This is a genomic window from Agrococcus sp. TSP3-2-1 (genome assembly GCF_049897585.1).
Classification (GTDB): Bacteria; Actinomycetota; Actinomycetes; order Actinomycetales; family Microbacteriaceae; genus Agrococcus.
Window position 1 is genome coordinate 384,930 of record NZ_JAFCWN010000001.1, and the last position, 22,106, is coordinate 407,035.

At 73.9% G+C, this 22,106-nt stretch carries 16 protein-coding genes; 11 read left to right on the forward strand and 5 right to left on the reverse strand.

Annotated features, from left to right (window positions below):
- The first annotated feature begins 106 nt into the window (after positions 1–106).
- Both ACP7BI_RS01950 and ACP7BI_RS01955 read left to right on the forward strand, forming a co-directional pair.
- Positions 107–2,467 (forward strand): hypothetical protein, encoded by a 2,361-nt coding sequence (locus tag ACP7BI_RS01950; RefSeq protein ID WP_425843365.1) that lies wholly within the window; start codon positions 107–109, stop codon positions 2,465–2,467.
- The gene (locus ACP7BI_RS01955) at positions 2,464–3,789 is read left to right on the forward strand and encodes a hypothetical protein (protein ID WP_425843367.1); all 1,326 of its coding nucleotides are present in this window, start codon (positions 2,464–2,466) and stop codon (positions 3,787–3,789) included. The genes ACP7BI_RS01950 and ACP7BI_RS01955 overlap by 4 nt, the downstream gene beginning before the upstream one ends.
- A 3-nt stretch (positions 3,790–3,792) precedes the next feature.
- Here the strand turns inward: ACP7BI_RS01955 and ACP7BI_RS01960 are convergent, their stop codons facing one another.
- Genes ACP7BI_RS01960 through ACP7BI_RS01975 form a run of 4 tightly spaced genes read right to left on the reverse strand, consistent with a single transcriptional unit; the run spans position 3,793 to position 10,178 of the window.
- Entirely contained in the window at positions 3,793–5,922 is a 2,130-nt protein-coding gene (locus ACP7BI_RS01960; RefSeq protein ID WP_425843369.1) for a rhamnan synthesis F family protein, read from the reverse strand.
- A 1-nt stretch (position 5,923) separates the two neighbouring features.
- The gene (locus tag ACP7BI_RS01965) at positions 5,924–8,068 is read right to left on the reverse strand and encodes a glycoside hydrolase family 99-like domain-containing protein (RefSeq protein ID WP_425843371.1); all 2,145 of its coding nucleotides are present in this window, start codon (positions 8,066–8,068) and stop codon (positions 5,924–5,926) included.
- Between the two features lie 55 nt (positions 8,069–8,123).
- Positions 8,124–8,957 (reverse strand): glycosyltransferase, encoded by an 834-nt coding sequence (locus ACP7BI_RS01970; protein ID WP_425843373.1) that lies wholly within the window; start codon positions 8,955–8,957, stop codon positions 8,124–8,126.
- The gene (locus ACP7BI_RS01975) at positions 8,958–10,178 is read right to left on the reverse strand and encodes a hypothetical protein (RefSeq protein WP_425843375.1); all 1,221 of its coding nucleotides are present in this window, start codon (positions 10,176–10,178) and stop codon (positions 8,958–8,960) included. It lies immediately after the preceding gene.
- A 120-nt stretch (positions 10,179–10,298) separates the two neighbouring features.
- Here ACP7BI_RS01975 and ACP7BI_RS01980 point away from each other — a divergent pair, with 120 nt between their 5' ends.
- From ACP7BI_RS01980 to ACP7BI_RS01990, 3 genes are all read left to right on the forward strand, one after another.
- Positions 10,299–11,015, forward strand: coding sequence for a glycosyltransferase family 2 protein (locus ACP7BI_RS01980; protein ID WP_425843377.1), 717 nt, complete (start codon positions 10,299–10,301; stop codon positions 11,013–11,015).
- Positions 11,016–11,024: 9 nt separating this feature from the next.
- Positions 11,025–11,399, forward strand: coding sequence for a DUF2304 domain-containing protein (locus tag ACP7BI_RS01985; protein WP_425843379.1), 375 nt, complete (start codon positions 11,025–11,027; stop codon positions 11,397–11,399).
- Positions 11,400–11,473: 74 nt separating this feature from the next.
- The gene (locus ACP7BI_RS01990) at positions 11,474–12,232 is read left to right on the forward strand and encodes a polyprenol monophosphomannose synthase (RefSeq protein WP_425843381.1); all 759 of its coding nucleotides are present in this window, start codon (positions 11,474–11,476) and stop codon (positions 12,230–12,232) included.
- Here ACP7BI_RS01990 and ACP7BI_RS01995 read toward each other — a convergent pair.
- On the reverse strand, positions 12,207–13,385 hold the full coding sequence (locus ACP7BI_RS01995; protein WP_425843383.1) for an acyl-CoA dehydrogenase family protein: 1,179 nt from the start codon (positions 13,383–13,385) through the stop codon (positions 12,207–12,209). The two genes, ACP7BI_RS01990 and ACP7BI_RS01995, sit on opposite strands and share 26 nt — an antisense overlap.
- 106 nt (positions 13,386–13,491) lie before the next feature.
- Between ACP7BI_RS01995 and manA the strand changes: the two genes are divergently transcribed.
- From manA to ACP7BI_RS02025, 6 genes are all read left to right on the forward strand, one after another.
- Complete coding sequence (manA, locus tag ACP7BI_RS02000; protein ID WP_425843385.1) at positions 13,492–14,619, forward strand: mannose-6-phosphate isomerase, class I; 1,128 nt, start codon at positions 13,492–13,494, stop codon at positions 14,617–14,619.
- Positions 14,616–15,842, forward strand: coding sequence for a glycosyltransferase family 2 protein (locus tag ACP7BI_RS02005; RefSeq protein ID WP_425843386.1), 1,227 nt, complete (start codon positions 14,616–14,618; stop codon positions 15,840–15,842). The genes manA and ACP7BI_RS02005 overlap by 4 nt, the downstream gene beginning before the upstream one ends.
- A 135-nt stretch (positions 15,843–15,977) precedes the next feature.
- Positions 15,978–16,343 (forward strand): WhiB family transcriptional regulator, encoded by a 366-nt coding sequence (locus ACP7BI_RS02010; RefSeq protein WP_425843388.1) that lies wholly within the window; start codon positions 15,978–15,980, stop codon positions 16,341–16,343.
- A gap of 59 nt (positions 16,344–16,402) precedes the next feature.
- The gene (locus tag ACP7BI_RS02015) at positions 16,403–17,683 is read left to right on the forward strand and encodes an O-antigen ligase family protein (protein ID WP_425843390.1); all 1,281 of its coding nucleotides are present in this window, start codon (positions 16,403–16,405) and stop codon (positions 17,681–17,683) included.
- Positions 17,684–17,747: 64 nt separating this feature from the next.
- Complete coding sequence (locus ACP7BI_RS02020) at positions 17,748–20,522, forward strand: glycosyltransferase family 2 protein (RefSeq protein ID WP_425843392.1); 2,775 nt, start codon at positions 17,748–17,750, stop codon at positions 20,520–20,522.
- The gene (locus ACP7BI_RS02025; RefSeq protein WP_425843394.1) at positions 20,513–22,105 is read left to right on the forward strand and encodes a DUF5719 family protein; all 1,593 of its coding nucleotides are present in this window, start codon (positions 20,513–20,515) and stop codon (positions 22,103–22,105) included. The genes ACP7BI_RS02020 and ACP7BI_RS02025 overlap by 10 nt, the downstream gene beginning before the upstream one ends.
- The last annotated feature ends 1 nt before the right edge of the window (position 22,106 follow it).

A 22,106-nucleotide genomic window follows, 5' to 3' on the forward strand; every position in this document is an offset into this window, starting at 1 on the left:
GGGGCTCTCGGCTCCGGCATAGCGCGCTTGTAGACTTGCCAGCGGTGCTGTCACGGAACTGTTGAGGGGTTGTCGCGTGAAGAAGCGGAGTTGGAGCCGGGCCCTCGTGGCTTCCGTCGCGGTCCTGGGGGTGCTCGTCTCGGGCCTCGTGTCGGCTCCGCCGGCCGCCGAGGCGGCGAGCGCGTCGGACTTCGACCCCGGTGAGCTCATCAGCGACGAGAACTTCTACGCGGGCGGCTCGATGGATGCCGGCGCCGTGCAGCGGTTCCTCGAGGAGCGACGCCCGCAGTGCGTGAGCGGCTACACGTGCCTCGTCGACTACAAGCAGGCGACGCCCTCGATGCCGGCCAACCGCTACTGCACGGCGATGAACGGGGTGGCGAACGAGTCGTCCGCGAGCATCATCGCCCGCGTCGGCGCGGCGTGCGGCGTCAACCCGCGCGTGCTGCTCGTGCTGCTCGAGAAGGAGCAGTCGCTCGTCACGCACCGCTCGCCGAACGCGACGCGCTACGCGAAGGCGACGGGCTTCGCGTGCCCGGACACCGCGCCGTGCGACAGCAGCTTCGGCGGCTTCTTCTACCAGGTCTACTACGCGGCCCGGCAGTTCCAGGTCTACAAGACCTTCCCGCAGAACTACAACCACATCGCCGGTCGCGTCAACAACGTCCTGTACCACCCCAACGCCGCGTGCGGCTCGAGCCCCGTGCTCATCCGCAACCAGGCGACGGCGGGCCTCTACAACTACACGCCGTACCAGCCGAACGCTGCGGCGCTCGCGAACCTCTACGGCACGGGCGATGCCTGCTCGGCCTACGGCAACCGCAACTTCTGGCGCATCTGGACCGACTGGTTCGGCGACCCGCGCTCGAGCAACGGCGTCGATCCCTTCGGCAGCATCCAGTCGGTCTCCACCACACCCGCGCGCGCGATCGCCCAGGGCTTCGCGATCGACCCCTCGTCGCCCGCGCAGGCGATCTCCGTCAACCTGTACCTCAACGGCGTGTGGCAGCGCACCTACCGCGCTGATCAGCCCAACGCGGCCGCCGGCCAGGCGCTCGCGGGCGCCGGCAGCAACCACGGCTTCTCGATCGAGTTCGCCATGCGCGGCGTGCCGGTCGAGATGTGCATCGCGGCGCTCAACGTCGGCGCCGGCAAGGACCAGTGGATCGGCTGCCGCACCGTCGCGCCGCCGTCGGGCCCGCCCGTCGGGCGCATCGACCACGCGTCCGCGTCGGGTCGCACCGCGAACATCAGCGGCTGGGCCCTCGACCCAGACACCACCGCGTCGATCAACGTGCACGCCTACCTCGACGGCCGCTACGCCGGGGCCTTCACTGCGAACACGTCGAGGCCGGACGTCGGCCGTGTCTACCGCGACTACGGCGACCGGCACGGTTTCGCCTTCCAGCTGCCGATCCCGGTCGGCACGAGCGAGGTGTGCGTCTACGCGATCGCGGTGCCCATGGGCGACAACCCCATGCTCGGCTGCCGCGAGGTCTCGAACGCGTCGGGTCCGCCGCGCGGCCAGCTCGACGGGACGTCGGCCGGCCCCGGCTCCGTGGGTGTCTCCGGCTGGGCGCTCGACCCTGACACCGCCGCGTCGATCGACGTGCAGATGCTCGTCAACGGCCGAGTGGTCGCGACCGCGCGCGCCGACCAGAGCCGGCCCGACGTCGGCCGCGCCTTCCCCGGCTACGGCAACAACCACGGCTACGCGATGACCGCGAGCGTCGGCGGCGGCTCGAACACCGTGTGCGTCCGCGCGCTAAACGTGCGCTCCGGCAACGACGTGCAGCTCGGCTGCCGCGTCGTCGAGACGCCCTCCGGCTCGCCGTTCGGCAACATCGACTCGCTCGTGGTCGACCGGGCGACCGGCGCGCTCACGGTGAACGGCTGGGCGATCGACCCCGACTCGACAGCACCGGTGACCGTGCGCATGTACGTGAACGGCGCAGTGCGCTCGGAGTACGTCGCGAACGGCAGCCGGCCCGATGTCGCTCGCCACTACCCGGCGTACGGCGCGCAGCGCGGCCTGCAGTCGGCCCAGGTGACGCTCGCGCCGGGCGTGAACAGCATCTGCCTCTGGGCGCTCAACGTCGGTGCCGGCGACCCGAAGCTGTTGGGCTGCAAGACCGCCAACATCACCGGCTCGCCCTTCGGCAGGATCGACTCGGCGAGCGTCGATGCCGCGACCGGAGCGCTCCAGCTCAACGGCTGGGCCATCGACCCCGACACGGCCGCGTCGCCGCTCATCAACCTCTACCTCGGTGGCGAGCTCGTCGCCCAGGAGCGGGCGACCGCATCCCGCCCAGACGTCGCGCGGGTCTACCCCCTCTACGGCGCGCAGCGCGGGCTCGGTTCGCTCACCACGACCGTGCCGCCCGGCTCGCACCGGGTGTGCGCGTGGGCGGTGAACGAGGGAGCGGGATCGAGCGTCCTGCTCGGCTGCCCGGTCGTCACCCGATGACGACGGAGGTCGCGGCGGACCCGGGCGAGCGGGTCCGCCGGGCCGTCCGCTGGGTGCTCGCAGGCATCGTCGTGCTCGCGATCGCGCTCGTCGCGACGTCGGTGCAGCGGCAGGCGCCCTTCAGCCCCTACGACGAGTACGTCTACTTCGACTACCTGACGAAGGTCTCGTCGCAGGGGTTCGTCCGCACGGGCGAGGAGGTGGGCGAGTTCGCACGTGCCGAACTCGAGTGCCGCGGTGTCGCCTCCTACGGCTCGTACGGCGACGGATGCGGGATCGGCGACGTCGAGGACGACGCCCTCTTCCCGTACCACGGGCTCACGGGCGCCGACCTCTACACCCCCGTCTACTTCGCGATCACCCGGGTGCTCGCGCAGCCGCTCACGTGGTTCGGGATGGGCCTGCTCGACGCGGGCCGGATGGTGGGCGGCCTGTGGCTCGCCGCGGCGGCGTCGATGACGTTCCTGGCGCTGCGCCGCTTCCGCGTCGGCCTCGTCCCCGCCGCGGGGCTCGTGCTCCTCGGCATGACGACGCCCGTCGCGCAGTCGTCGTTCGCCTTCATCTCGACGGACGCCGCGGCGATCACCGCCGGTGCCGCGCTCGCCCTGCTGACCGCGCGCGTGATCACCGGCGCCTCGAGCGCGTGGTGGCTCGTGCCGGTCGGGCTCCTCGGCGTGCTCGCGAAGCCGCAGGCGATCGGGGCGCTCGGCGCCGCGCTCCTCATCGTCGTCGTCCACGCGCTCGTCACGCAGGGCCGATGGCGAGAGGCGAGCGCGTGGCGCGGTGCCGTGCTGCCGGCCGCGGTCGCGGCGGTCGTCGCGCTCGCCGCGCAGCTCGTCTGGGGGCGCATCCGTTCGGCGACGGCCGTCGGGCCGGGTGCGAACCTGGGCGTCGGCTCCGAGCACCTGCCGCCCGACAGCATCATCCGCCTGCTCGACAACGTGTTGCTCAACGTCGGCGCCGTGCAGCCGGTCGAGGCACAGGCGTCCATGGAGATCGCGGTCGCGGTCGCCACGGCGCTCGCGTGCGCGGGCATCGTCGCCGGCGTCATCGGGCTCTCCCGGCAGCCGACCCCCAAGGGCGCGAGCACGGCGCGCAGCTGGGCGATCGGCACCGGTGCGCTCGCCGTGCTCATGATCCCGGTGCTCATGCTCATGACGTGGGTGCTCGACGGCAGCTACTTCGAGCCGCCGCTGCGCTACGGCGCCGCGCTGCTGCCCTTCCTGCTCGTGAGCGCCGGCATGCTGCTCGCTCGCAGCCGCGCGATCGGATGGGCGGTCGTCGCGCTCTCGGCGGTGCTGATCGGCCTCTCCTGGAGCTGAGGCTCAGCCGCGGCGGCGCAGCCGCCTGACCGCCTTCGAACCCGCGCGCATCGCGAGGTGCCGCGCCCGCGCGACGGGCCCGCCGGCGCCGTAGCGGCGCTCGATGAGCTCGAGGGCGGATGCGTCGACCGTGATCCGCTCGACCCGCTCGGCGCGGATGACGATCTCCCGCCCGGCGGCCGGCCCGGAGATCACGTAGGCGGGGTCGTGGCTCGCGAAGAGGTCGACGCCGCGCGATCGGGTGCCGTTCAGCGGCACGATGCGCAGCTCGGCCGGCTCGATGGCGAGGCCCTCGACGAGCGCGCCGGCGCCCTCGAGCGGGTCGAAGCGCACGCCGAGCGCATCCTCGGGGACACGGACCCGCACCTCGAGCGCGCCGCCGGAGCGGCGCTCGAACGACCTCGACGTCGCGTGCGCGAAGCCCGGGCCGACGTCGAAGAACACCGTCGCGGTGATCGCGCGCTGGTCGACGCGAGCGAGCGTGGCCTCGAGCCCCTCGCCGTCCACGGCGCCCGCGGCGCGATTGATGCCGGCGTAGGCAGCGCCGGAGACGGCGGCGAGCGTCTCGGCGAGGTCGCGCGAGATGCCGCGGCGCACGCGCCAGCCGAGCCTCGGGAGCACCGCCGTCATGATCGCGAGCCAGTCGTGCGGCTCCAGGCGTCGCTCGGCGCGCTCGCGCTCCGCGGCGGGGATCGCCTCGACCGCCGCGACCCACTGCTCGGCTGCCGCACGCCGGATCCAGAGGCCGGCACCCGGCACGGCATCCGCGAGCGCGCGCGCGTCCACGCCGAGCGCGGCGCACGCCGCCTCGAGCTCCGCGAGCCGCCGCTCGGGCTTGGCGCCGCCGATGCCGCCGTAGAAGTTGCGGGCAGGGGAGGGCGGGGCGAGCACCATGCCGAGCAGCGCCGACTCGCGGAACGCCCGCGCGACGCGGCCGAGCTCCTCGCGATCCCAGCCGAGCGCCTGCCTGGTGTGTTCGAAGGCGATGCGGGCATCCGCCTCGTGGCGGGGCGCGTCGATCGAGGGCAGCACGTACAGCAGCTCGGCGTCGACGCGAGGCAGCGCGAGCCGGGGTGCTCGGCTGCCGGTGCGCACGACCTCGGCGCCCTCGACGCTCGGCAGCGCGTCGCCGTCGCGCGCGAGCAGCACCGTGCGCACCCCCGCGGCGACCATGCCCGCCGCCTGCTGCTGCGCGAGCGGGCCGGGCAGCACGACGGCCGCGACGGTCGACGGGGGGTCGGCGGGACCGGTGTCGATCGAGACGAAGTCCTGCAGCGCGAGATCGAGGTCGGCCGAGCGCATCGTGCGCGCGGCGTGGCGCTCGAGCGCGTCGATGTCGACGCCGGGCACCTCGCGGAGCCGCTGCCACAGCTGCTTCGTGACGGATCCGGAGGTGTGGGCCAGCAGTCCGCCGGCGCCGACGTAGAGCAGCCGCCGCTTGAAGACGGGGCAGCCGCGGTCGAGCAGCGTCGGGGCCATCGCGATGAGCGGGTTCTCGGCGAACGGCTCGAGGTCGCGCGTGTCGACGAGCGTGTCCCACGAGAAGCCTGCGTCTTCGAAGTAGCCCGTCATGACCATCTCGTGCGCCTGCACCGCGTCGGCGTAGTCGCGGATGGGTGGGAGGTCGCGCCAGTAGGCGCGGAACGCCTCGGAGCGGAGCACCGAGCTGCGGAAGGCGGTGAAGTAGGACTGGACGTGGGCGCGCTCGGCACGCGGCGCGCGGCCACGGCCGCTCGAGGCGCCGCCGATCGGGGCGTGGCGCGTCATCCCCCAGAAGTCGACGTCCCGGGCATCCATCGTCGCGAGCGCGTCGGAGAGCGAGCTCACCGGCCCGAAGACGGAGGAGTTGGCGACGAGCAGCTCGTCGACCTCGCCGAGGTGCTCGCCGAGCGCGTCGATGCCGGTCTTGAACGCCCAGATGTCGTAGCCCTCGTTCGAGCGCTGCAGGACGGTCGTGCCGAGCGCCTCGAGCCGCGCGCGGCCCTCGTCGCCGAGCTCGCCGTTGACGACCACGATCGAGCGGCCGGCCACCGCGACGAGCGCGCCCACGTAGGCCAGGTAGGCGTCGTCGACGATGCCGTCGACGTCGTGGAACGCGAAGACGAGCGCGCGGCGCGGGCTGTCGAGCCGCACGTCAGCCGCCGTTCACCGATCGGATCGCCAGCAGGTAGCTGCGGCCGAACTGCTCCGTCGGCTCGAGCACGGCCGACTCCGCCCACTCGTTCCACGCGTTGACGAACACGAGTCGCTCGTCGGCGGGCCGATCGGCGACAGCGTCGACGCACGCCGCGAGCCAGCGGCGGAACGTGTAGGGGTTCGAACCGGTGAAGACGTCCGGGTTCCACTGGCGGCGGGCGGTGTTGTCGAACGTCACCATCATGCCGGGGTGGTGCCCGGCGGGCGTGCTGGGCAGCGCCTCGATCGCCGCGTCCGCGGTGCCGCGATAGCTCATCATGTTGCCGGTGAAGCGCTCGTCCTTCGGCGCGGCGGCGACCTCGGAGAGCATCCACGGGAAGTTGTGGGGGGCGAAGCCGAGCGAGCCGTCGACGACGCCGGCGGCGCCGGCGCGCTCGAGCCCGCCCATCGCCTCGCCGACGTCGACCTGCAGCAGCAGCAGCTCGCCGACGCCCTCCTCGCGGCAGCGCGCGCGCCAGTGGCGGACGGTCGCGGCGGGGTCGGGGAGCTGCGCGAGCTTGTAGACGGCGAGCACGACGGCGCCGCCGGCGCGGAGGTAGCGGGGGTCCCGCAGCAGCGGCATGACGTCGTCGATGAACCGCTCGGCGGGCACGGAGTCGTACTCCTGCGCGATGAGCACGTCGGCATTGCCGCCGTCCCACGTGCGCGTCCAGTTCTCGTTCGCCCACATGATGCAGAAGGGCTGATCGAGGTCGCTCGCGAGCAGCGCCTCGATGGGCCGCTCGAGCAGCTTGTGCCCCGCGAACCAGTAGTAGTAGTACATGAAGGCCTCGATGCCGTGCGAGCGCGCGAGGTCGCGCTGCTCCTCGCGCACCGAGTCGAGCTCGAGGGAGTAGTAGCCGAGCTCGGTCGGCCGCAGCGGCACGACGTGGCCCGGGTAGATCGGCTCGGCCTTGACGACGTTGTACCACTCGGTGAAGCCCTTGCCCCACCAGCGGTCGTTCTCGGCGACGCGGTGGAACTGCGGGAGGTAGAAGGGCACGATGCGCGCCGCGGGCCCTTCGACGGGCGCGGCGCCGCGCGGCACGTCGCGGCGCTCCAGCACCCGCATCCCCGCCTCGGTGCTCAGCAGCCCGATCATCCGCTCGATCGCGTGCGCGCACGTGCCGTCGATCTGGCCGGCCTCGGGCTCGAAGTCCTCGCGGTCGAAGCGGAACGCGCGCAGGCCCTGCAGCACGAAGCCGCGGATCCAGTACATCGAGCCGGCGGGGAAGCGGAGCGAATCGGGGTCGAGGGGCATCGAGAGCCGCCGGTAGATGCCGCGGACGAGGTCGAGGTCGCCGCCCCAGTGCTCGGTCCCCACCACGCTGCCGTCGGCCGTGACCGCCGCGATGTCGCGATCGGCCCGCATCGCGCCGAGGATCTCGCCGACGTTCTCGGCCGAGCCGAGCAGCGCGCTCGTGAGGCTCGAGCGCCACGCCGCGCCGTCGCCGGCGAGCTCGGGGTGCTCCTCGCGCCACGCGCTCTTCTTGGTGTGGACCTTGAGCACGACGTCGTAGGGGTCGAGGATGCCGGCGTTGACGACCTGCACGAGCGGCCAGATGTCGCGGCCGTGGTTCTCGACCGTGAGCACCTCGACGTGCTGCGCGCCCTCGACGACGAGGCGGTCCGCGGCGATCGCCTCGCCGGAGGAGTTCGTGACGTAGAGGTCGAACGGCTCGCCGATCGCGGCGAGGCTCTGCACGAGGTCGTCGAGCAGGTCGATGAAGTGGCAGTGCAGCACCACCGCGATGGGCGCGGGCTCGGCCGGTCCGCGCCGCGAGTAGCGCCAGTACGAGGGGAAGCCGACGAAGCGCGAGCCCTGCATCCGCCGCTGCCACGAGTCGAACGACGACGGCGCGGTCGAGGGCGAAGCCTCGATCACCTTCGGCGAGGCCCGCCGACGGATCGTGCGCGCGGCGAACCGCCGCCCCATGCCGCCGATGCGCCGCGCGCGGCCGACCCACACCTTCGGGTCCCACGGGTCGGGCCTCGCGGCGAGCTGCTCGGCGTCCTGCAGCTCCCGCCGAGCGCGCGCGAGCTCCTGCTGCAGCTCGACGATCTGGTTGCGCTCGGACGAGGTCTCGTTCGTCGGTTCCGTCACCGTGCGAGTCTATCCAGCGCCCTCTCGGGCCGCCTGCCGCGTCGACGGCGGCCGCTCAGCGAGCGTCGCGCGAGCGGTAGAAGAGCACGCGGTACGTGCGACGCAGCGCCTGTCGAGGCAGCGCTCGGAAGACCGAGCGGGCCCCGAGGTTGAACCACGACCTGGGGCGCGAGACGAGGCCGTAGTCGACGAGGTTGCGCTGCATCGCGCGCTCCGCGGCGAGCATGCCGCGGGCTGCGCGGCGGTTGAACATCGCCTCGCCTGCGCGGAACAGCACGAGCGGCTCCGCGAGGTTCCGGAAGACCGAGCCGTGCGCGAGCAGCCGCGCGTAGACGTCGTAGTCCTCCATGAGCGGCACGTGGCGGTAGCCGCCCACGGCCTCGAGGTGCGCTCGACGGATGACGGCGCTCGGATTGTTCACCGGGCTGTTGATCCTCGCGTAGCGGGCGATCGCGTCGTGCTCGAGCGGCAGCGTGCGCGTGCCCACGAGCCGGTCCTCCTCGCCGTCGAACTCGCTCATCGCGGAGCCGATCACGTCGCAGCCGCCGCGGCGCAGCTCGCCCATCTGCGTCTCGAGCCGGTGCGGCAGCGAGATGTCGTCGGCGTCCATCCGCACGATCCACGGGTGGCGGGCGACCTCGAGCCCCGCTTGGGACGCGATCGCCGAACCCCGGTTCTCGGGCAGCGCGACGCGCACGAGCGGGATGCCGCGGCCCTCGAACCCGGCGAGCACGTCGAGGAGCCCCGCGCCGAGCGGCCCGTCCTCGACGACGATGATCTCGTCGGGCGGGAGCGACTGGGAGAACATGCTCTCGAGTGCTCGCTCGAAGTGGTCGGGCTCCACGCGGTGGTACACCGTCATGAGGACGGAGGTGCGCCAGTCGTCCATTCAGCGAGCCTTCCCCGTGCGCGCGATCGCCACGGCGTGCCAGCCTATCCCGACGAGCGGTCCGGTCAGCAGGGCGACGATCGTGCGCGTCGAGAGGTCGAGCGGCAGCAGGAGCAGGGCGAGCGTCGCGATCGTGGCCGCCCACCAGCCGAGCACGTACGCGCCGTGGCGGTCGTGCGCGAGGGCCGCCGCGCCCGAGAGGAATAGCGCCGCGGTGGTGCCGGAGGCGAGCGTGAGGCCGGCGAGGTGCACGCCGGGCACGTCGAAGCCCTCGCCCATGAACGCGAGGATCGGCGGGCCGACGAGCCAGGCGGCGGCAGCCCCGACCACCGCGATGCCGAGCACCGCGGCGATGGGGAGCGCGAGCGCGCGCGACCGGGCCTCGCGCCGGTCGGCGAAGTACACGACGATCGCGTTCTGGAAGGAGGTCAGCGGCACCAGCAGCGGCGCGCGCGTGAGCGTGACCGCGAGGATGAGCCCCCCGAGCACCTGGGGATCCTCGGCCGCCGCGGTCGCCTTGAGCAGCACCGGGAAGCCGACGACGAGCGCCGCGGTCGCCGACGCCGCGACCATCGCCTGGAGCACCCGCGCGAGGAAGGGGCGGAGCGCTACGTCGGCGCGCAGGCGCAGCGCGTCGCGGCACGCTGGGGAGAGGGCGACGAGCAGCAGCCATGTGATCGATCCGCACACCGTCGCGACGAGCAGGCCGATCTCGGGCAGGCCGAGCAGCGCCGCGGCGAGCGCGACGACGAGCCGGAGCGCGGCGTCGATCGTGAGGAGCGATCCGTAGAGCCCCCATCGCCCGGCGCCGGAGAGCGCGCCGCTCAGCGCGGCCTGGAGCGTGAAGCTCGCGATCGCGGCCGCGAGCAGGCCGACGCCGATGCCGGTGTGCTCCGGCACGAGCCGCTCTGCCCACGCGGGAGCCGAGAGGAGCACGGCGAGCGCGACGGCGGCGCCGACGACCGTCGCGACGATCGCGGGTCGCGCGCCGCCCGGCCGCCCGGATCCGAGCGCCGCGTGCACGGCGCGGGTCGACTCGTGCATGAGGCCGTTGACGATGCCGGTGAGCGCGAAGAAGGCCGACCAGTAGACGGCGAAGACGTCGTACCGCTCCGCGCCGAGGCTCCTGGCCGCGATGAAGAGGACGAGGTAGCCGGACGCGGCCGAGAACACCGTCGCGCCCGCGACGCCCGAGAGGCCGGACCTCGCGGCGGTCGTCATGCGCGGTCGGCGCCGCGCGAGCGAGCGGAGGCGAGGCGCGGTCCCATGCGTGCCAGCCTACGTCGCGACCGCGCCGGAGCGGCGCGGCGCTCGCCGCCCGTCCGCCGGTAGACTGCCCGGGTGGCAGCAGGAGGCGACTTCGACGGTGCGCCGCTCGCGACCCCCGAGATCGCTCGCGGCACGTGGCTCGTCGTCCCGCTGTACAACGAGGCGCCCGTCATCCGCGAGGTGATCGAGCACACGCGCCGGACGTTCCCCAACGTCGTGTGCGTCGACGACGGCTCGTCCGACGGCTCCGCCGACGAGGCGCGGGCGGGCGGGGCGCACGTCGTGCAGCACGCCATCAACCTCGGGCAGGGCGCCGCGCTGCAGACGGGCATCCGCTACGCGCTCCAGGACCCCGGCGCGCGCTGGATCGTGACCTTCGACGCCGACGGCCAGCACCGCACGGAGGATGCGCTGCGCATGGTCGAGCGGCTGCGGGTCGAGCCGCTCGACATCGTGATCGGCTCGCGGTTCCTCGACGGGCGCACGAAGCCGGGGCTCGCCAAGCGGGTCGTCCTCCGGGCTGCGGTGATCTTCCAGCGCCTCACGAGCGGCGTGCGGCTCACCGACGCCCACAACGGCCTCCGTGCGATGACGCGCGACGCGGCCGGACGCATCCGCATCACCCAGAACCGCATGGCGCACGCCTCCGAGATCGTCGACCAGCTCGGCGAGCTCGAGCTGCGCTACGCCGAGGAGCCCGTGCACGTCATCTACACCGACTACTCGCGCTCGAAGGGCCAGTCCCTCTGGAACTCGGTGAACATCCTCAGCGAGCTCATCTTCAAGTAGGGCGGGAGCATGGACACCGGCAAGATCGTCATCCAGATCATCCTCATCATCGGGCTCGCGGTGCCCGCGATCATCCTGGTGCTGCCGACGAAGGGCGCGCGCGGACTCGCGATCCGGCGGCTCACGATGCTCGCGGCGCTCGTCGTCGGCATCATCGCCGTGATCTTCCCGTCGCTCGCGAACGCGGTCGCGAACGCCGTCGGCGTCGGCCGCGGCGCCGACCTGCTGCTGTACGGCCTCATCATCGTCTTCATCGGCTACGGACTCTCGACCTCGGCACACCTGCGCAGGGTCGACCGGCAGATCTCGGAGCTCACGAGAGAGCTCGCGATCGCTGAGGCACGGCCGCCGGCACCGAGCTCGACGGGCGTCGAGGAGCGCTGAGCGCCGCGGCGCGGGGGCAGGAACCGCCCATCCGCGCCCACTACGATCGGCTTCCTGCCACTGGACGGAGATCCATGCCGAGAACCATCGTGCTCATGCCGACGTACGACGAGCGCGAAGCGCTGCCGGTCACGGCCGGTCGGCTGCTCGCGGCCGTCCCCGACGTCACGCTGCTCGTCATCGACGACGGCAGCCCAGACGGCACGGGCGACGTGGCGGATGCGATGGCGACCGCTGACGCGCGGGTGCGCGTGCTGCACCGCTCGAGCAAGCAGGGGCTCGGCGCCGCGTACCTCGCGGGCATGCGGCTCGCGATCGACGAGGGCTTCGACCTCGTCGTCGAGATGGATGCGGACGGCTCGCATCCCGCGGACGCCCTGCCCGCGATGCTCGCGGCCGCCGAGCGCGCCGACCTCGTGATCGGCTCGCGCTGGGTGCCCGGCGGCAGGATCGTCGACTGGCCCGTCCACCGGCAGCTCATCAGCCGCGCCGGCACGCGCTACGCGCAGCTCGCGCTCGGCATCGACGTCGCCGACATGACCGCGGGCTACCGCGTCTACCGCGCCGAGCTGCTGCGCGAGATGCTCGCGTGCGAGATCTCGAGCCAGGGCTACTGCTTCCAGATCGACATGACACGGCGCGCGGCCGACCTCGGCGCGCGCATCGAGGAGGTGCCGATCACCTTCCGCGAGCGCGAGCTCGGCCGCTCGAAGATGTCGAGCGGCATCATCGCCGAGGCGCTCGTGCGCACGACCGCGTGGGGGATCGGCCGGCGCTTCGGCCAGCTGCGCTCGAGCGCTGAGGCGGTCAGGCGAACGCCGACGCTCCGGTGATCGCCTTCCCGACGATGAGCGAGTTCATCTGCGCCGTGCCCTCGTAGGTGTAGATCGCCTCGGCGTCGACGAAGAAGCGGGCGACGTCGTAGTCGGTGACGATGCCGTTGCCGCCGCACACCTCGCGGCACCACGCGACGACCTCGCGCATCCGTGCCGTCGTGAAGGCCTTCGCGAGCGCCGAGTGCGCGTCGCCCTGCCTGCCCTCGTCGAGCATGCGCGAGACCTGCACGCACAGCGCGATCGACGCGGTGATGTGCCCGAGCGACTTCGCGAGCAGATCCTGCACGAGCTGGTGCGCGGCGATCGGCTTGCCGAACTGCGTGCGCTCGGTCGTGTAGCGCACCGCCGCCTCGTAGGCGCCGATCATGACCCCGACGGCGCTCCACGCGACCTCGGCGCGCGTGAGGCGCAGCACGCGCGCGGTGTCGCGGAAGCTCGCGGCGCCCTGCAGCCGCATCGACTCCGGCACGCGCACGCCGTCGAGCACGATGTGGCCGTTCTGCACCATGCGCAGTGCGATCTTCCGCTCGATCTTCGAGACCGAGTAGCCCTCGCTCGACGTGGGCACGATGAAGCCCTTCACCTCGCCGTCGGCGACGTCGCGTGCCCAGACGACGACGACATCGGCGTGCGTCGCGTTGCCGATCCATCGCTTCTCGCCGTCGAGCACCCACTCGTCGCCCTCCCGGCGCGCGGTCGTCGCGAGGCCCTTCGACGCATCCGACCCGGAGAGCGGCTCGGTGAGCCCGAACGCGCCGATGACCGAGCAGTCGGCGAGCCGCGGGAGCCACTCGGCGCGCTGCTCGGGGGATCCGGCGACGCCGATCGAGCCGGCGACGAGGCCGTTCTGCACGGCGGCGAAGGTCGAGACGGATGCGTCGACGCGGCTCATCTCGAGCGCGATCCAGCCGCGGTAGACGGCGGAGTTCTCGAACCGCGCCGATTCGGCCCACGCGGGGCCGATCACGCCGAGCGCGGCGATGCCGGGGATGAGGTGCATCGGGAACGCGTCGGCGTGCCAGTGCTCGTCGATCTCGGGCCGCACGCGCGTCTCCATGAACTCGCGGATCTCGGCGAGGGAGGCCTGCTCGGCGTCGGTGAGGTCGTTGGCGAAGCCGTAGAAGTCGCTCTCGAGCGGCGTGAAGGTCATGGTGCTCCCGTCAGGATCAGCGGTCGCTCCGCACGCTAGGCGAGCGGCGGCCGTCCGGTCGGCCGTTGGTAGCCTCGACCCAACTGTGCCCGAAGGAGCCGCCCCCGTGCTTGTGCGCATCACCAACGAGCCCCGCGACTACGCGTGGGGCAGCGCGTCGGCGATCCCCGACTACCTGGGCACGCCGACGACGGGGCGGCCGCAAGCGGAGCTGTGGCTCGGCGCGCACCCCGGCTGCCCCTCGCGCGTCGACGGCCGGCCGCTCGACGAGGTGCTCGACGACGCGGGCGCTCCGCAGCCCGGCATGCTCTTGAAGGTGCTCGCCGCGGCGTCGCCGCTCTCGCTCCAGGCGCATCCCGACGCGGCGCAGGCCGCTGAGGGCTTCGCGCGCGAGGACGCGGCGGGGCTCGCCCGCGACGCCCCGATGCGCACCTACCGCGACCCGCACGCGAAGCCCGAGCTCCTCGTGGCGGTGACGCGCTTCGAGGCGCTCAGCGGGTTCCGCCCGCTCGAGCGCTCGCTGCCGGTGCTCGACGCGCTCACCGCGATCGACGAGCGGGTCGCGCCGTTCGCCGACCGCGTGCGGGCATCGCTCGAGGACGCGGTGGGGTGGATGCTCGCCGGCGGCGACGAGCCGCGCTCGGTCGTGCGGGCGATCGTCGCGGCTGCGGAGCGGCTGCCCGCGGCCCTCGAGCCCGAGCGCGACACGGTGCGTCGGCTCGAGGACGCCTCGCCCGGGGATCCCGCGATCGCGATCGCGCTGCTGCTGCACCGCCTCTCGCTCGAGCCCGGGGAGGCGCTCTTCCTCGCCGCGGGCAACCTGCACGCCTACCTCGAGGGCCTCGGCATCGAGCTCATGGGGCCGAGCGACAACGTGCTGCGCGGCGGCCTGACCCCGAAGCACGTCGATCGCGACGAGCTGCTGCGCATCCTCGACTTCACCCCGCTCGACGACCCGCGGCTCGCTCGCGTCGAGCTGCCTGGCGCGACCGGCTGGCAGCCCGCCGCGCCGTTCGAGCTGCGGCACGTGCACGGCCGGCACCGCGCGTCCGCGGCGCAGGCGATCGTGCTCGCGGTCGCGCCGCTCTCGATCGCCGCGGGCGGTGAGCGGCTCGAGCTCGCGCGCGGCGAGGCCGCGTTCGTCTCGGTGGCGGGCGACCTCGAGCTCGAGGGCGACGACGCGTGGGCGGCGCTCTCGGGCGCGGCCGAGCCCACCCCTAGGATCGCCGCATGACCCTGGTGCTGACGATGATGGTGCGCGACGAGGCAGACATCATTGCCGCGACGCTCGAGCACCACCTCGCCGAGGGCGTCGACCGCATCCTCGTCACCGACAACGCATCCGTCGACGGCACGCGCGAGATCCTGCGCGAGTACGAGGCGGTCGCGCCCGTGACGGTCTTCGACGACCCCGAGCACCGCAAGCAGCAGGGCGAGGTCGTCACCCGGATGGCGCGGCTCGCGCACACGCAGTTCGGCGCCGACTGGGTCGTCAACGGCGACGCCGACGAGTTCCTCGTCGCGCGCGACGCGTCGCTGTCGCTCCGCGAGGCGTTCGAGCGCATGCCGCGAGAGCTCGGCGCCTTCGACGTGCCGGTCGTGAACCTCGTGGGGCCCATGGCGCGCCGGGGCAGCGGCATCCGGCGGCTGCGCTACCGCGACGAGCGCTCGGACGAGCAGCTGCTCGCCGCGGGGGTGCTCGCGCACCCGACCCCGAACGCGATCCACGTCGGCTCGCCCGACGTCGAGGTCGCGCAGGGCAATCACTTCACCTCGATCGAGCAGCGGGGCGAGGTGCCCGAGGCGCTCGCGCTCGAGGTGCTGCACTTGCCGTGGCGATCGATCGCGCAGCTCGAGCGGAAGACCGAGAACATGGGCCGCGGCTACGAGTCGAGCCCGAGCTTGCGCCCCTCGCCGCGTCACCACGGCATGCGCGACTGGCGGCGGCTGCAGGCGGGGGTGCTCGACGACTTCCTCGCGCTGCGCAGCCCCACGGGAGCCGAGCTCGCGGCGGGCGGCTTCGTCGTCGACGACGGCCTCGTCGAGCGGCTCGACCGCCGCGTCGACTCGGCGGTGCGGCCCGAGCTGCTGCGCACGAGCCTCGACGACGCCGCCGACGGCGTGCTCTCCGACGAGGAGGTCGAGGCGAAGCGCGCGCTCGCCCGTGCGATCCGCGACGCGGAGGAGCCGCTCTACCGGGAGCTCACGGGCCTCCGGATGCACGCCGACGGCCTCGAGCGCGCTCGGGACGAGATCACTGCGGAGCGCGACGAGGAGGCGCGGCGTCGAGCGGAGGAGAGCGTCGCGGCGCAAGCCCTCGCCCGCGCGCAGGCGGAGGAGCTCGATCGCGTCCGCGTCGAGCTCGCCGCCGTGCGGGCGCAGCTCGACCGCTTCGAGCAGCACGGCCTCGTGCGGGCCGCGCGGCGAGTGCGCCAGGCGCTGCCGCGGCGCTCCTAGCACGGCGACACGCCGCGGCGCGAGGGCTCTCGGCGACACGCCACGCCTATGATCGCCGACTTGACGCGGTGCGAACTACACCGATGTAATTGTCCTCAGCGGGCCCGGCCGGGGGCCGCAGAACCGGGGGACGCCATGCGAGAGGGACAGCAGCGCAACGACGCGCCGACGCACCGACAGCACTCGATCACGAACGGTGCGCTGCACCGTCCGATCCCGACCGACTGGTTCGTCGATCCCGTCGAGCTGGGCGTGCCCGGAGTGCGTCGCGCCGAGGTCGACAGCGCGCTCGCGTGGCAGGCCGACGCCCTGTGCGCCGAGACCGACCCGGAGGCGTTCTTCCCGGAGAAGGGCGGCTCGACGCGCGACGCGAAGCGCATCTGCGAGTCGTGCGAGGTGCGCGCCGAGTGCCTCGAGTACGCGCTCGAGAACGACGAGCGCTTCGGCATCTGGGGCGGGCTCTCCGAGCGCGAGCGCCGGAAGCTCCGCAAGCTCGCCTGATCGCCCTGGAGCACGCCATCGCGGGCGAGCGCGCGAGCCCCGCATGGCACGATGGGTCGGTGCTCCACCAGCGCCGCCGCGCCGTCCTCGCCACCTGGGTGGTGGTGCACGTGGCGGCAGGCGACGCGGTGCGGAACCTCATCGGGTACCCAGCTTGGGGCGCCATCATCGTCGCGACGATCGGCTGGGTCATCGTCGAGCTCGTGCTGCTGCGCGTGCGGCTCTCGCGGCTGCCGAGGTCGATCGCGATGTTCACGGTGCTCGCCGTCGTCTCGGCGAGCTGGGCGATCTCGCCCGGGGCGAGCCTGCTCGGCTCGATCGGGCTCATCGGCATGGTCGCGAGCGCCATCTTCATCGCCGCGCTCCCGTACCGGCTCATCCTCGCGGTCTTCCACTGGAGCCTCCAGGGGCTGCTCATCGGGTCGCTCCTGTTCGAGCTGTTCGTCGCCGTCGTCCTGCGCGGGCCGCTCTTCCCGCTCTGGTCCGACTACCCGCCGGGCACGACGCTCGAGTTCGCGTGGTCGGGCGGCCTGCTGCTGCGGGGCGAGCGCATCCAAGGCCTCATGGGGAACGCCAACCTGCTCGCGATGGTCGCGCTCGTCGCGCTCATCGTGGCGGTCTGCCGGGCGATCGCCCGCCTCGATCGGCGGTGGCCCGTCTGGGTGCTGCTGCCGACGCTCGTGCTCGTGCTCGCGCGCAGCGCGACCGTGACGTTCGCGCTCCTCGCGGTCGCGATCATCGGCGGCCTCATCGCCGCGTGGGTGCGCTGGCGGGGCGCCGTGTTCTACCGGATCTTCGCGATCGTCATCGCGGCAGGGCTCGTCGCGCTCGGGCTCATCATCGCGAACTGGGCGCACGTCGCCGACTTCCTCAACCGCGACGCCGACCTCACCGGCCGCTTCGACATCTGGGGGCGCGTCGTCGACCTCGCCCTCTCGAGCCCCGTCGTCGGCGTCGGCTACCTCGGCTACTGGCAGCCGTGGGTGCCGCCGTTCGACGTGCTGGGTCGCGTGGGCGACGTCGCCTACCTGCAGGCGCACAACGTGTGGCTCGACGTCTTCCTGCAGCTCGGCATCGTCGGCGTCATCGTGTGGGCGGCGATGCAGTGGCGCGCGATGGTCAACTGCCTCGGTGCGATGTACCGCTCGCGCCCCGAGGAGTACGCGATGAACGCGGCGCCGCTGCTGCTGTGGGTCGCGTTCTTCGTGCAGGGCCTCGCGGAATCCCGCCCGTGGCTCGAGTACGGCATGATCCTGCTCCTCATCCTCACGATCGGGCGACGTCGGCGCGAGATCGTGCCGCGCGCGCCGAAGACGATCGCGATCAGCACCATCGGCTGACCGATCGCGCGGCACACCGACCCCAACCCGTCGGCACGGGGAGCCGCGCGCCTAGCCTTGCCGGGTGCATCCGAGGGTCTTCGTCGTGCTCGCGACCAGCAATGGCGCCGAGTACCTGCCGGCGACCCTCGATGCGATCGCGGCGCAGCGCGTCGCGCCCGACGCCCTCATCGCCGTCGACGGCGGATCGAAGGACGCCTCGCGGCGGCTGCTCGAGGCTTCGAGCGCGAGCAGCGTCGTCATCGCACCGAGGCTGCCCTTCGGGCAGCTCGTCGCGCGCGGCGTCGGGGCCCTCCCGCCCGCGGAGGACGGCGACTGGCTGTGGCTGCTCGCGCACGACGCGGCGCCGCATCCGCGGGCGCTGCACGCGCTCCTGAGCCACGTCGAGGTGCACGAGAGCGTCGCGCTCGTCGGGCCGAAGGTCATGCGCGCCGACGCCCCGGACCGCTTCGCCGAGTTCGGCGAGTCGATGACGCGCTTCGGCCGGAGCCTGCTGCTGCGGGAGGGCGAGCTCGACCAAGGGCAGCGCGACGACGACTCCGACACGCTCGGCGTCGCCGAGACCGGCATGCTCGTGCGGCGCGACGTCTTCGACGCGCTCGGCGGGTTCGACCCGGTGCTCCGCTCGATCGATGCGGGGCTCGACCTCGGCGTGCGCGCGCGGCTCGCCGGCCATCGCGTCGCGCTCGAGCCGCGGGCGCGCGTGCGGCGCGCGGGCGGCCCCGAGCACTTCGCGGCGCGCGCGGTGAGCGACGCGCAGCGCGTCGGCACGGCGCGGCGCGCACAGCTGCACCGGAGGCTCGCCTACGCGAACCCGCTCGCGCTCGTCGTGCACTGGCTGCTGCTCCTGCCGCTCGCGGTGCTGCGCACGATCGGCCACCTGCTCGCGAAGCGGCCCGCCGCGGTGCTCTCGGAGTGGCGCGCGACGCTCGCGGCGCTCGTCTCGATCGCGCCCGTCGCCCGGGCGCGGCGCCGCATCGCGCGGTCGCGCACCGAGCGCTGGAGCGCGCTGCGCGGGCTGCGCGTGCCCTGGCGCGCGATGCGCCTCCAGCGGCGGGCGGTCGGCGATCCCGAGCGGATGCGCGCGGTGCCCGACGAGCGCGTCGGCTTCGTCGAGGGTGCGGGGCTCTGGGTCACCGCGCTCGCCGTCGTCGTCGGCATCGTGCTCTCGCCGCAGCTCGTGACCGCGGGTGCCGCGACCGGCGGGGCGCTCCTGCCGCTCTCGAGCTCGCTCGGCGAGCTCTGGGGGAGCGCGCTCGGCGGGCAGCGCGATGGGCTCGGCGCCGTCCAGGGCGCGGCCGACCCGTTCGCGCTCGTGCTCGCGCTGCTCGGCTCGCTGACCCCGTGGCGCCCGTCGACCGCCATCGTCCTCCTGCTGCTGCTCGCCCCGGCGATCGCCTCGGTCGTCGGCTTCTTCGCCGCGCGCCGGCTGACGCTCTCGCGCTGGGCGCCCGCGGTCGCCGCCGCCGTGTGGGCGCTCTCGCCGACGCTCCTGCTCGCCATCACCGAGGGCAGGCTCGGCGCGGTCGTCGCCCACCTCGCGCTGCCGCTCGCCGTCACCGGGATGCTGCGCGCACACCGCTCGTGGCGCGCCGCTGGCGCCGCCGCCATCCCGCTCGCGCTCGTCGTCGCGAGCGCGCCGGTGCTCGCGCCGGCGCTGCTGCTGCTCGTCGTGCTCGCCGCGTCGACCGGCTGGCGCTCGCCGCTGCGACCGCTCGTCGCGGCGCTGCCCGCGGTCGCGCTCATCGCCCCGATCGTCATAGAGCGCTGGCGGGCCGGCGTCCCGCTCGCGGCGCTCGCCGACCCCGGCGTGCCGTTCCGGAGCGAGCCGCCGACGGCGGTCGAGGCGGCGCTCGCCGCCCCGGACGGCACGCTCGCGAGGCTCGAGACGGCCGTCTCGGGCCTCGCTCCCGGCGTCGACGCCGGCTGGATCGCGCTCGTCCTGCTCGCGCCGCTCGCGCTCGCGGCGCTCGCGGGCGTCGTGCTGCGGCCGGCGCGCGCGTGGCCGGCCGCGGTGCTGCTCCTCGCGGGCTACGGCACCGCCGTGCTCTCCTCCCGGCTCGCGGTCGCGACGCTCGAGGGCGAGAGCGTCGCGGTGTGGGCAGGTCCCGGCGCGTCGCTCATGCTGCTCGCCCTCGTCGTGCTCGCCGCGATCGCGGTCGACGTCGACGACCGCGTCGGCACCGTGCCGGGCGGCATCGTCGCGCTCGCGGCCGTCGCCGCCGCGCTGCCCGTCGTGGCGAGCTCGTTCCTCGCGCCGGCGACGGTCGTGCCGGCACCCGAGCGCCGCATGCCCGCGTTCGTCGGCGCGGCGGCCGCCGAGGATCCGGGCGTCGGCACGCTCGTGCTGCGCCCGCTCGCGGAGGACGTCCTGCGGGTGCACGTCGAGCGCGGGCCGGGCGAGACGCTCGACCGGGTCTCGACCGCCGAGCGCACGCGCGAGCGCGCCGACGAGGTCGAGGCGGAGCTCGCACAAGCGGCAGTCGACCTCGCCTCCGGCGCCGACGTCGACGTGTCGGCGCTGCTCGACGAGCACGCGATCCGCTTCGTGCTCATCGAGCAGGAGCGCGAGGGAGCGGCGGGGCTGCACGACCGCGCCCAGCGCTCGCTCGACGCCCGCGGCGACCTGCAGGCGATCGGCGAGACGGGGGCAGGCCTGCTCTGGCAGCGCACGGAGGCGCCGGCATCGACGCCGGCGCCGGTGCCCACATGGGCAGGCTGGCTGCTCGCCGCCCAGCTCGCGGCGATCGCGGGCGCGATCGTCGCCGCGCTGCCGTCGCTGCGGCGCGGTGCGCGCGTGCGGACGAAGCGGCTCGAGGGAACGGGGGCATGGCAGTGAGCGACCGCGACGGGCCCGGCGCGATCGACGACTCGCAGGAGTTCGACGACGACTCGCCCATCGGCGACGAGGAGGAGCCGCGCCATCGCGCGCCCTCGCCCGAGGAGCTCGCGGTCGAGGCCGGCGCGCCGGCCGCGGCCGGCGACATCGCGACCGACGTCGCGCTCACCGACCGGGAGGCCGCCGCGAACGACGCGGCCGACCGGATCCGTCGCGTCGAGCGCCGCGACGTGCTGCGCTGGGGTGGCAGGGCCGCGGCGGGGCTCGGCGCGGCGCTGCTCATGACCGGCGCGGTGCTCGGCGCGCGAGCGCTGCCGCCCGAGCCCCTCGAGGCGACCGAGGCTCCCGTCACGCTCGTGCAGCCCTCGTCGCCGCTCCAGTCGCGCGTGTGCGCGGGACCGGCGCTGCGCATCGGCACGAGCGACGGAAGCGACGCGCTCGCGCTCTCGGCGATCGCCGAGCCGGAGGTCGCGATCGGCAGCCTCGGTGGCGAGATCTCGGAGCAGCGGCTCCCGGTGCCGAGCCTCGACGGTGCCTCGGGCGGCACCGCGATCGCCCAGCGCGGCGAGGCGACGACGCTCTCGGCCGCGCAGTCGCTCCCCGTCGACGTCGACGACGTGCGCGGCCTCGCGGTGAGCGAGTGCGGCGAGACGCGGCTCGACCAGTGGCTCGTCGGCGGCTCGACCCGCACGGGCAGGCAGTCCACGCTCACGATCGCCAACGCATCCCAAGTGAGCGCGAGCGTCGACGTGACGGTCCACGGCCCCGAGGGCCCGGTCGAGTCCGTCGGCTCCACCGGCATCAGCGTGCTGCCCGCCTCGCAAGTCGTGCTCGACCTCGCCGCGATCGCCCCGGGCGTCGGCGACGTCGTCGTGCACGTCGTCTCGACGGGCGCGCCCGTCTCCGCGCACCTGCAGCAGTCGACGACTCGCGGGCTCGAGCGCGGCGGCTTCGAGACGGTCGATCCCGTCTCGGCGCTCACGACCGCGCTGCTCCCCGGCGTCGCCGTGACCGAGGCGACGGGCATCGAGACCCAGTCGGGCTTCGACGACGCCGTCCCGACGCTGCGCCTGCTCTCGCTCGAGGGCGGACAGGTGCGGGTCGTGTTCGAGGCGGAGGACGGGTCGGTCATCGAGTCCGAGGGCGAGCTCGAAGCAGGCCGGGTCACCGACTTCCCGCTCGAGGAGATCCCAGCTGGCATCACCACCATCCGCGTCTCGGCCGACAGCCCGATCGTCGCCGGCGCGCGGCAGGTCGCGATCGCGGCGGACGGGAACGACTTCGACTGGGTCGCGGGCGGGCAGCCCCGCTCGGGCAGCGCGGCGATCGCGGTGCCGCCCGGTCCCGGCGCGACGCTCCACGTCGTGAGCGCGTCGGAGGAGCCGCAGGAGATCACCGTCGATGGGCGAGCGGTCGAGCTGGGCGCGCTCGGCGTCCACCGGCAGCCGGTCGAGCCGGGCTCCGTCGTCGTGGCGGGCGAGGCGCTCGTCGTGAGCGTGGGGTACCGCGACGGCAGTCGGGTCGCGGGCTTCACGGCGAGCCCGCAGGGGCCGACGGCGGGAGGCGTCACCGTCGTGCACTGAG

Excerpts from the sequence above, each read along its gene's own strand:
- ACP7BI_RS01990 (WP_425843381.1), top strand. The coding sequence starts at position 11,474 with ATGCCGAGAACCATCGTGCTCATGCCGACGTACGACGAGCGCGAAGCG.
- ACP7BI_RS01995 (WP_425843383.1), bottom strand. The coding sequence starts at position 13,385 with ATGACCTTCACGCCGCTCGAGAGCGACTTCTACGGCTTCGCCAACGAC.
- ACP7BI_RS01985 (WP_425843379.1), top strand. The coding sequence starts at position 11,025 with ATGGACACCGGCAAGATCGTCATCCAGATCATCCTCATCATCGGGCTC.
- ACP7BI_RS02025 (WP_425843394.1), top strand. The coding sequence starts at position 20,513 with ATGGCAGTGAGCGACCGCGACGGGCCCGGCGCGATCGACGACTCGCAG.
- ACP7BI_RS02005 (WP_425843386.1), top strand. The coding sequence starts at position 14,616 with ATGACCCTGGTGCTGACGATGATGGTGCGCGACGAGGCAGACATCATT.
- ACP7BI_RS01955 (WP_425843367.1), top strand. The coding sequence starts at position 2,464 with ATGACGACGGAGGTCGCGGCGGACCCGGGCGAGCGGGTCCGCCGGGCC.
- ACP7BI_RS01975 (WP_425843375.1), bottom strand. The coding sequence starts at position 10,178 with ATGACGACCGCCGCGAGGTCCGGCCTCTCGGGCGTCGCGGGCGCGACG.
- ACP7BI_RS01970 (WP_425843373.1), bottom strand. The coding sequence starts at position 8,957 with ATGGACGACTGGCGCACCTCCGTCCTCATGACGGTGTACCACCGCGTG.
- ACP7BI_RS02010 (WP_425843388.1), top strand. The coding sequence starts at position 15,978 with ATGCGAGAGGGACAGCAGCGCAACGACGCGCCGACGCACCGACAGCAC.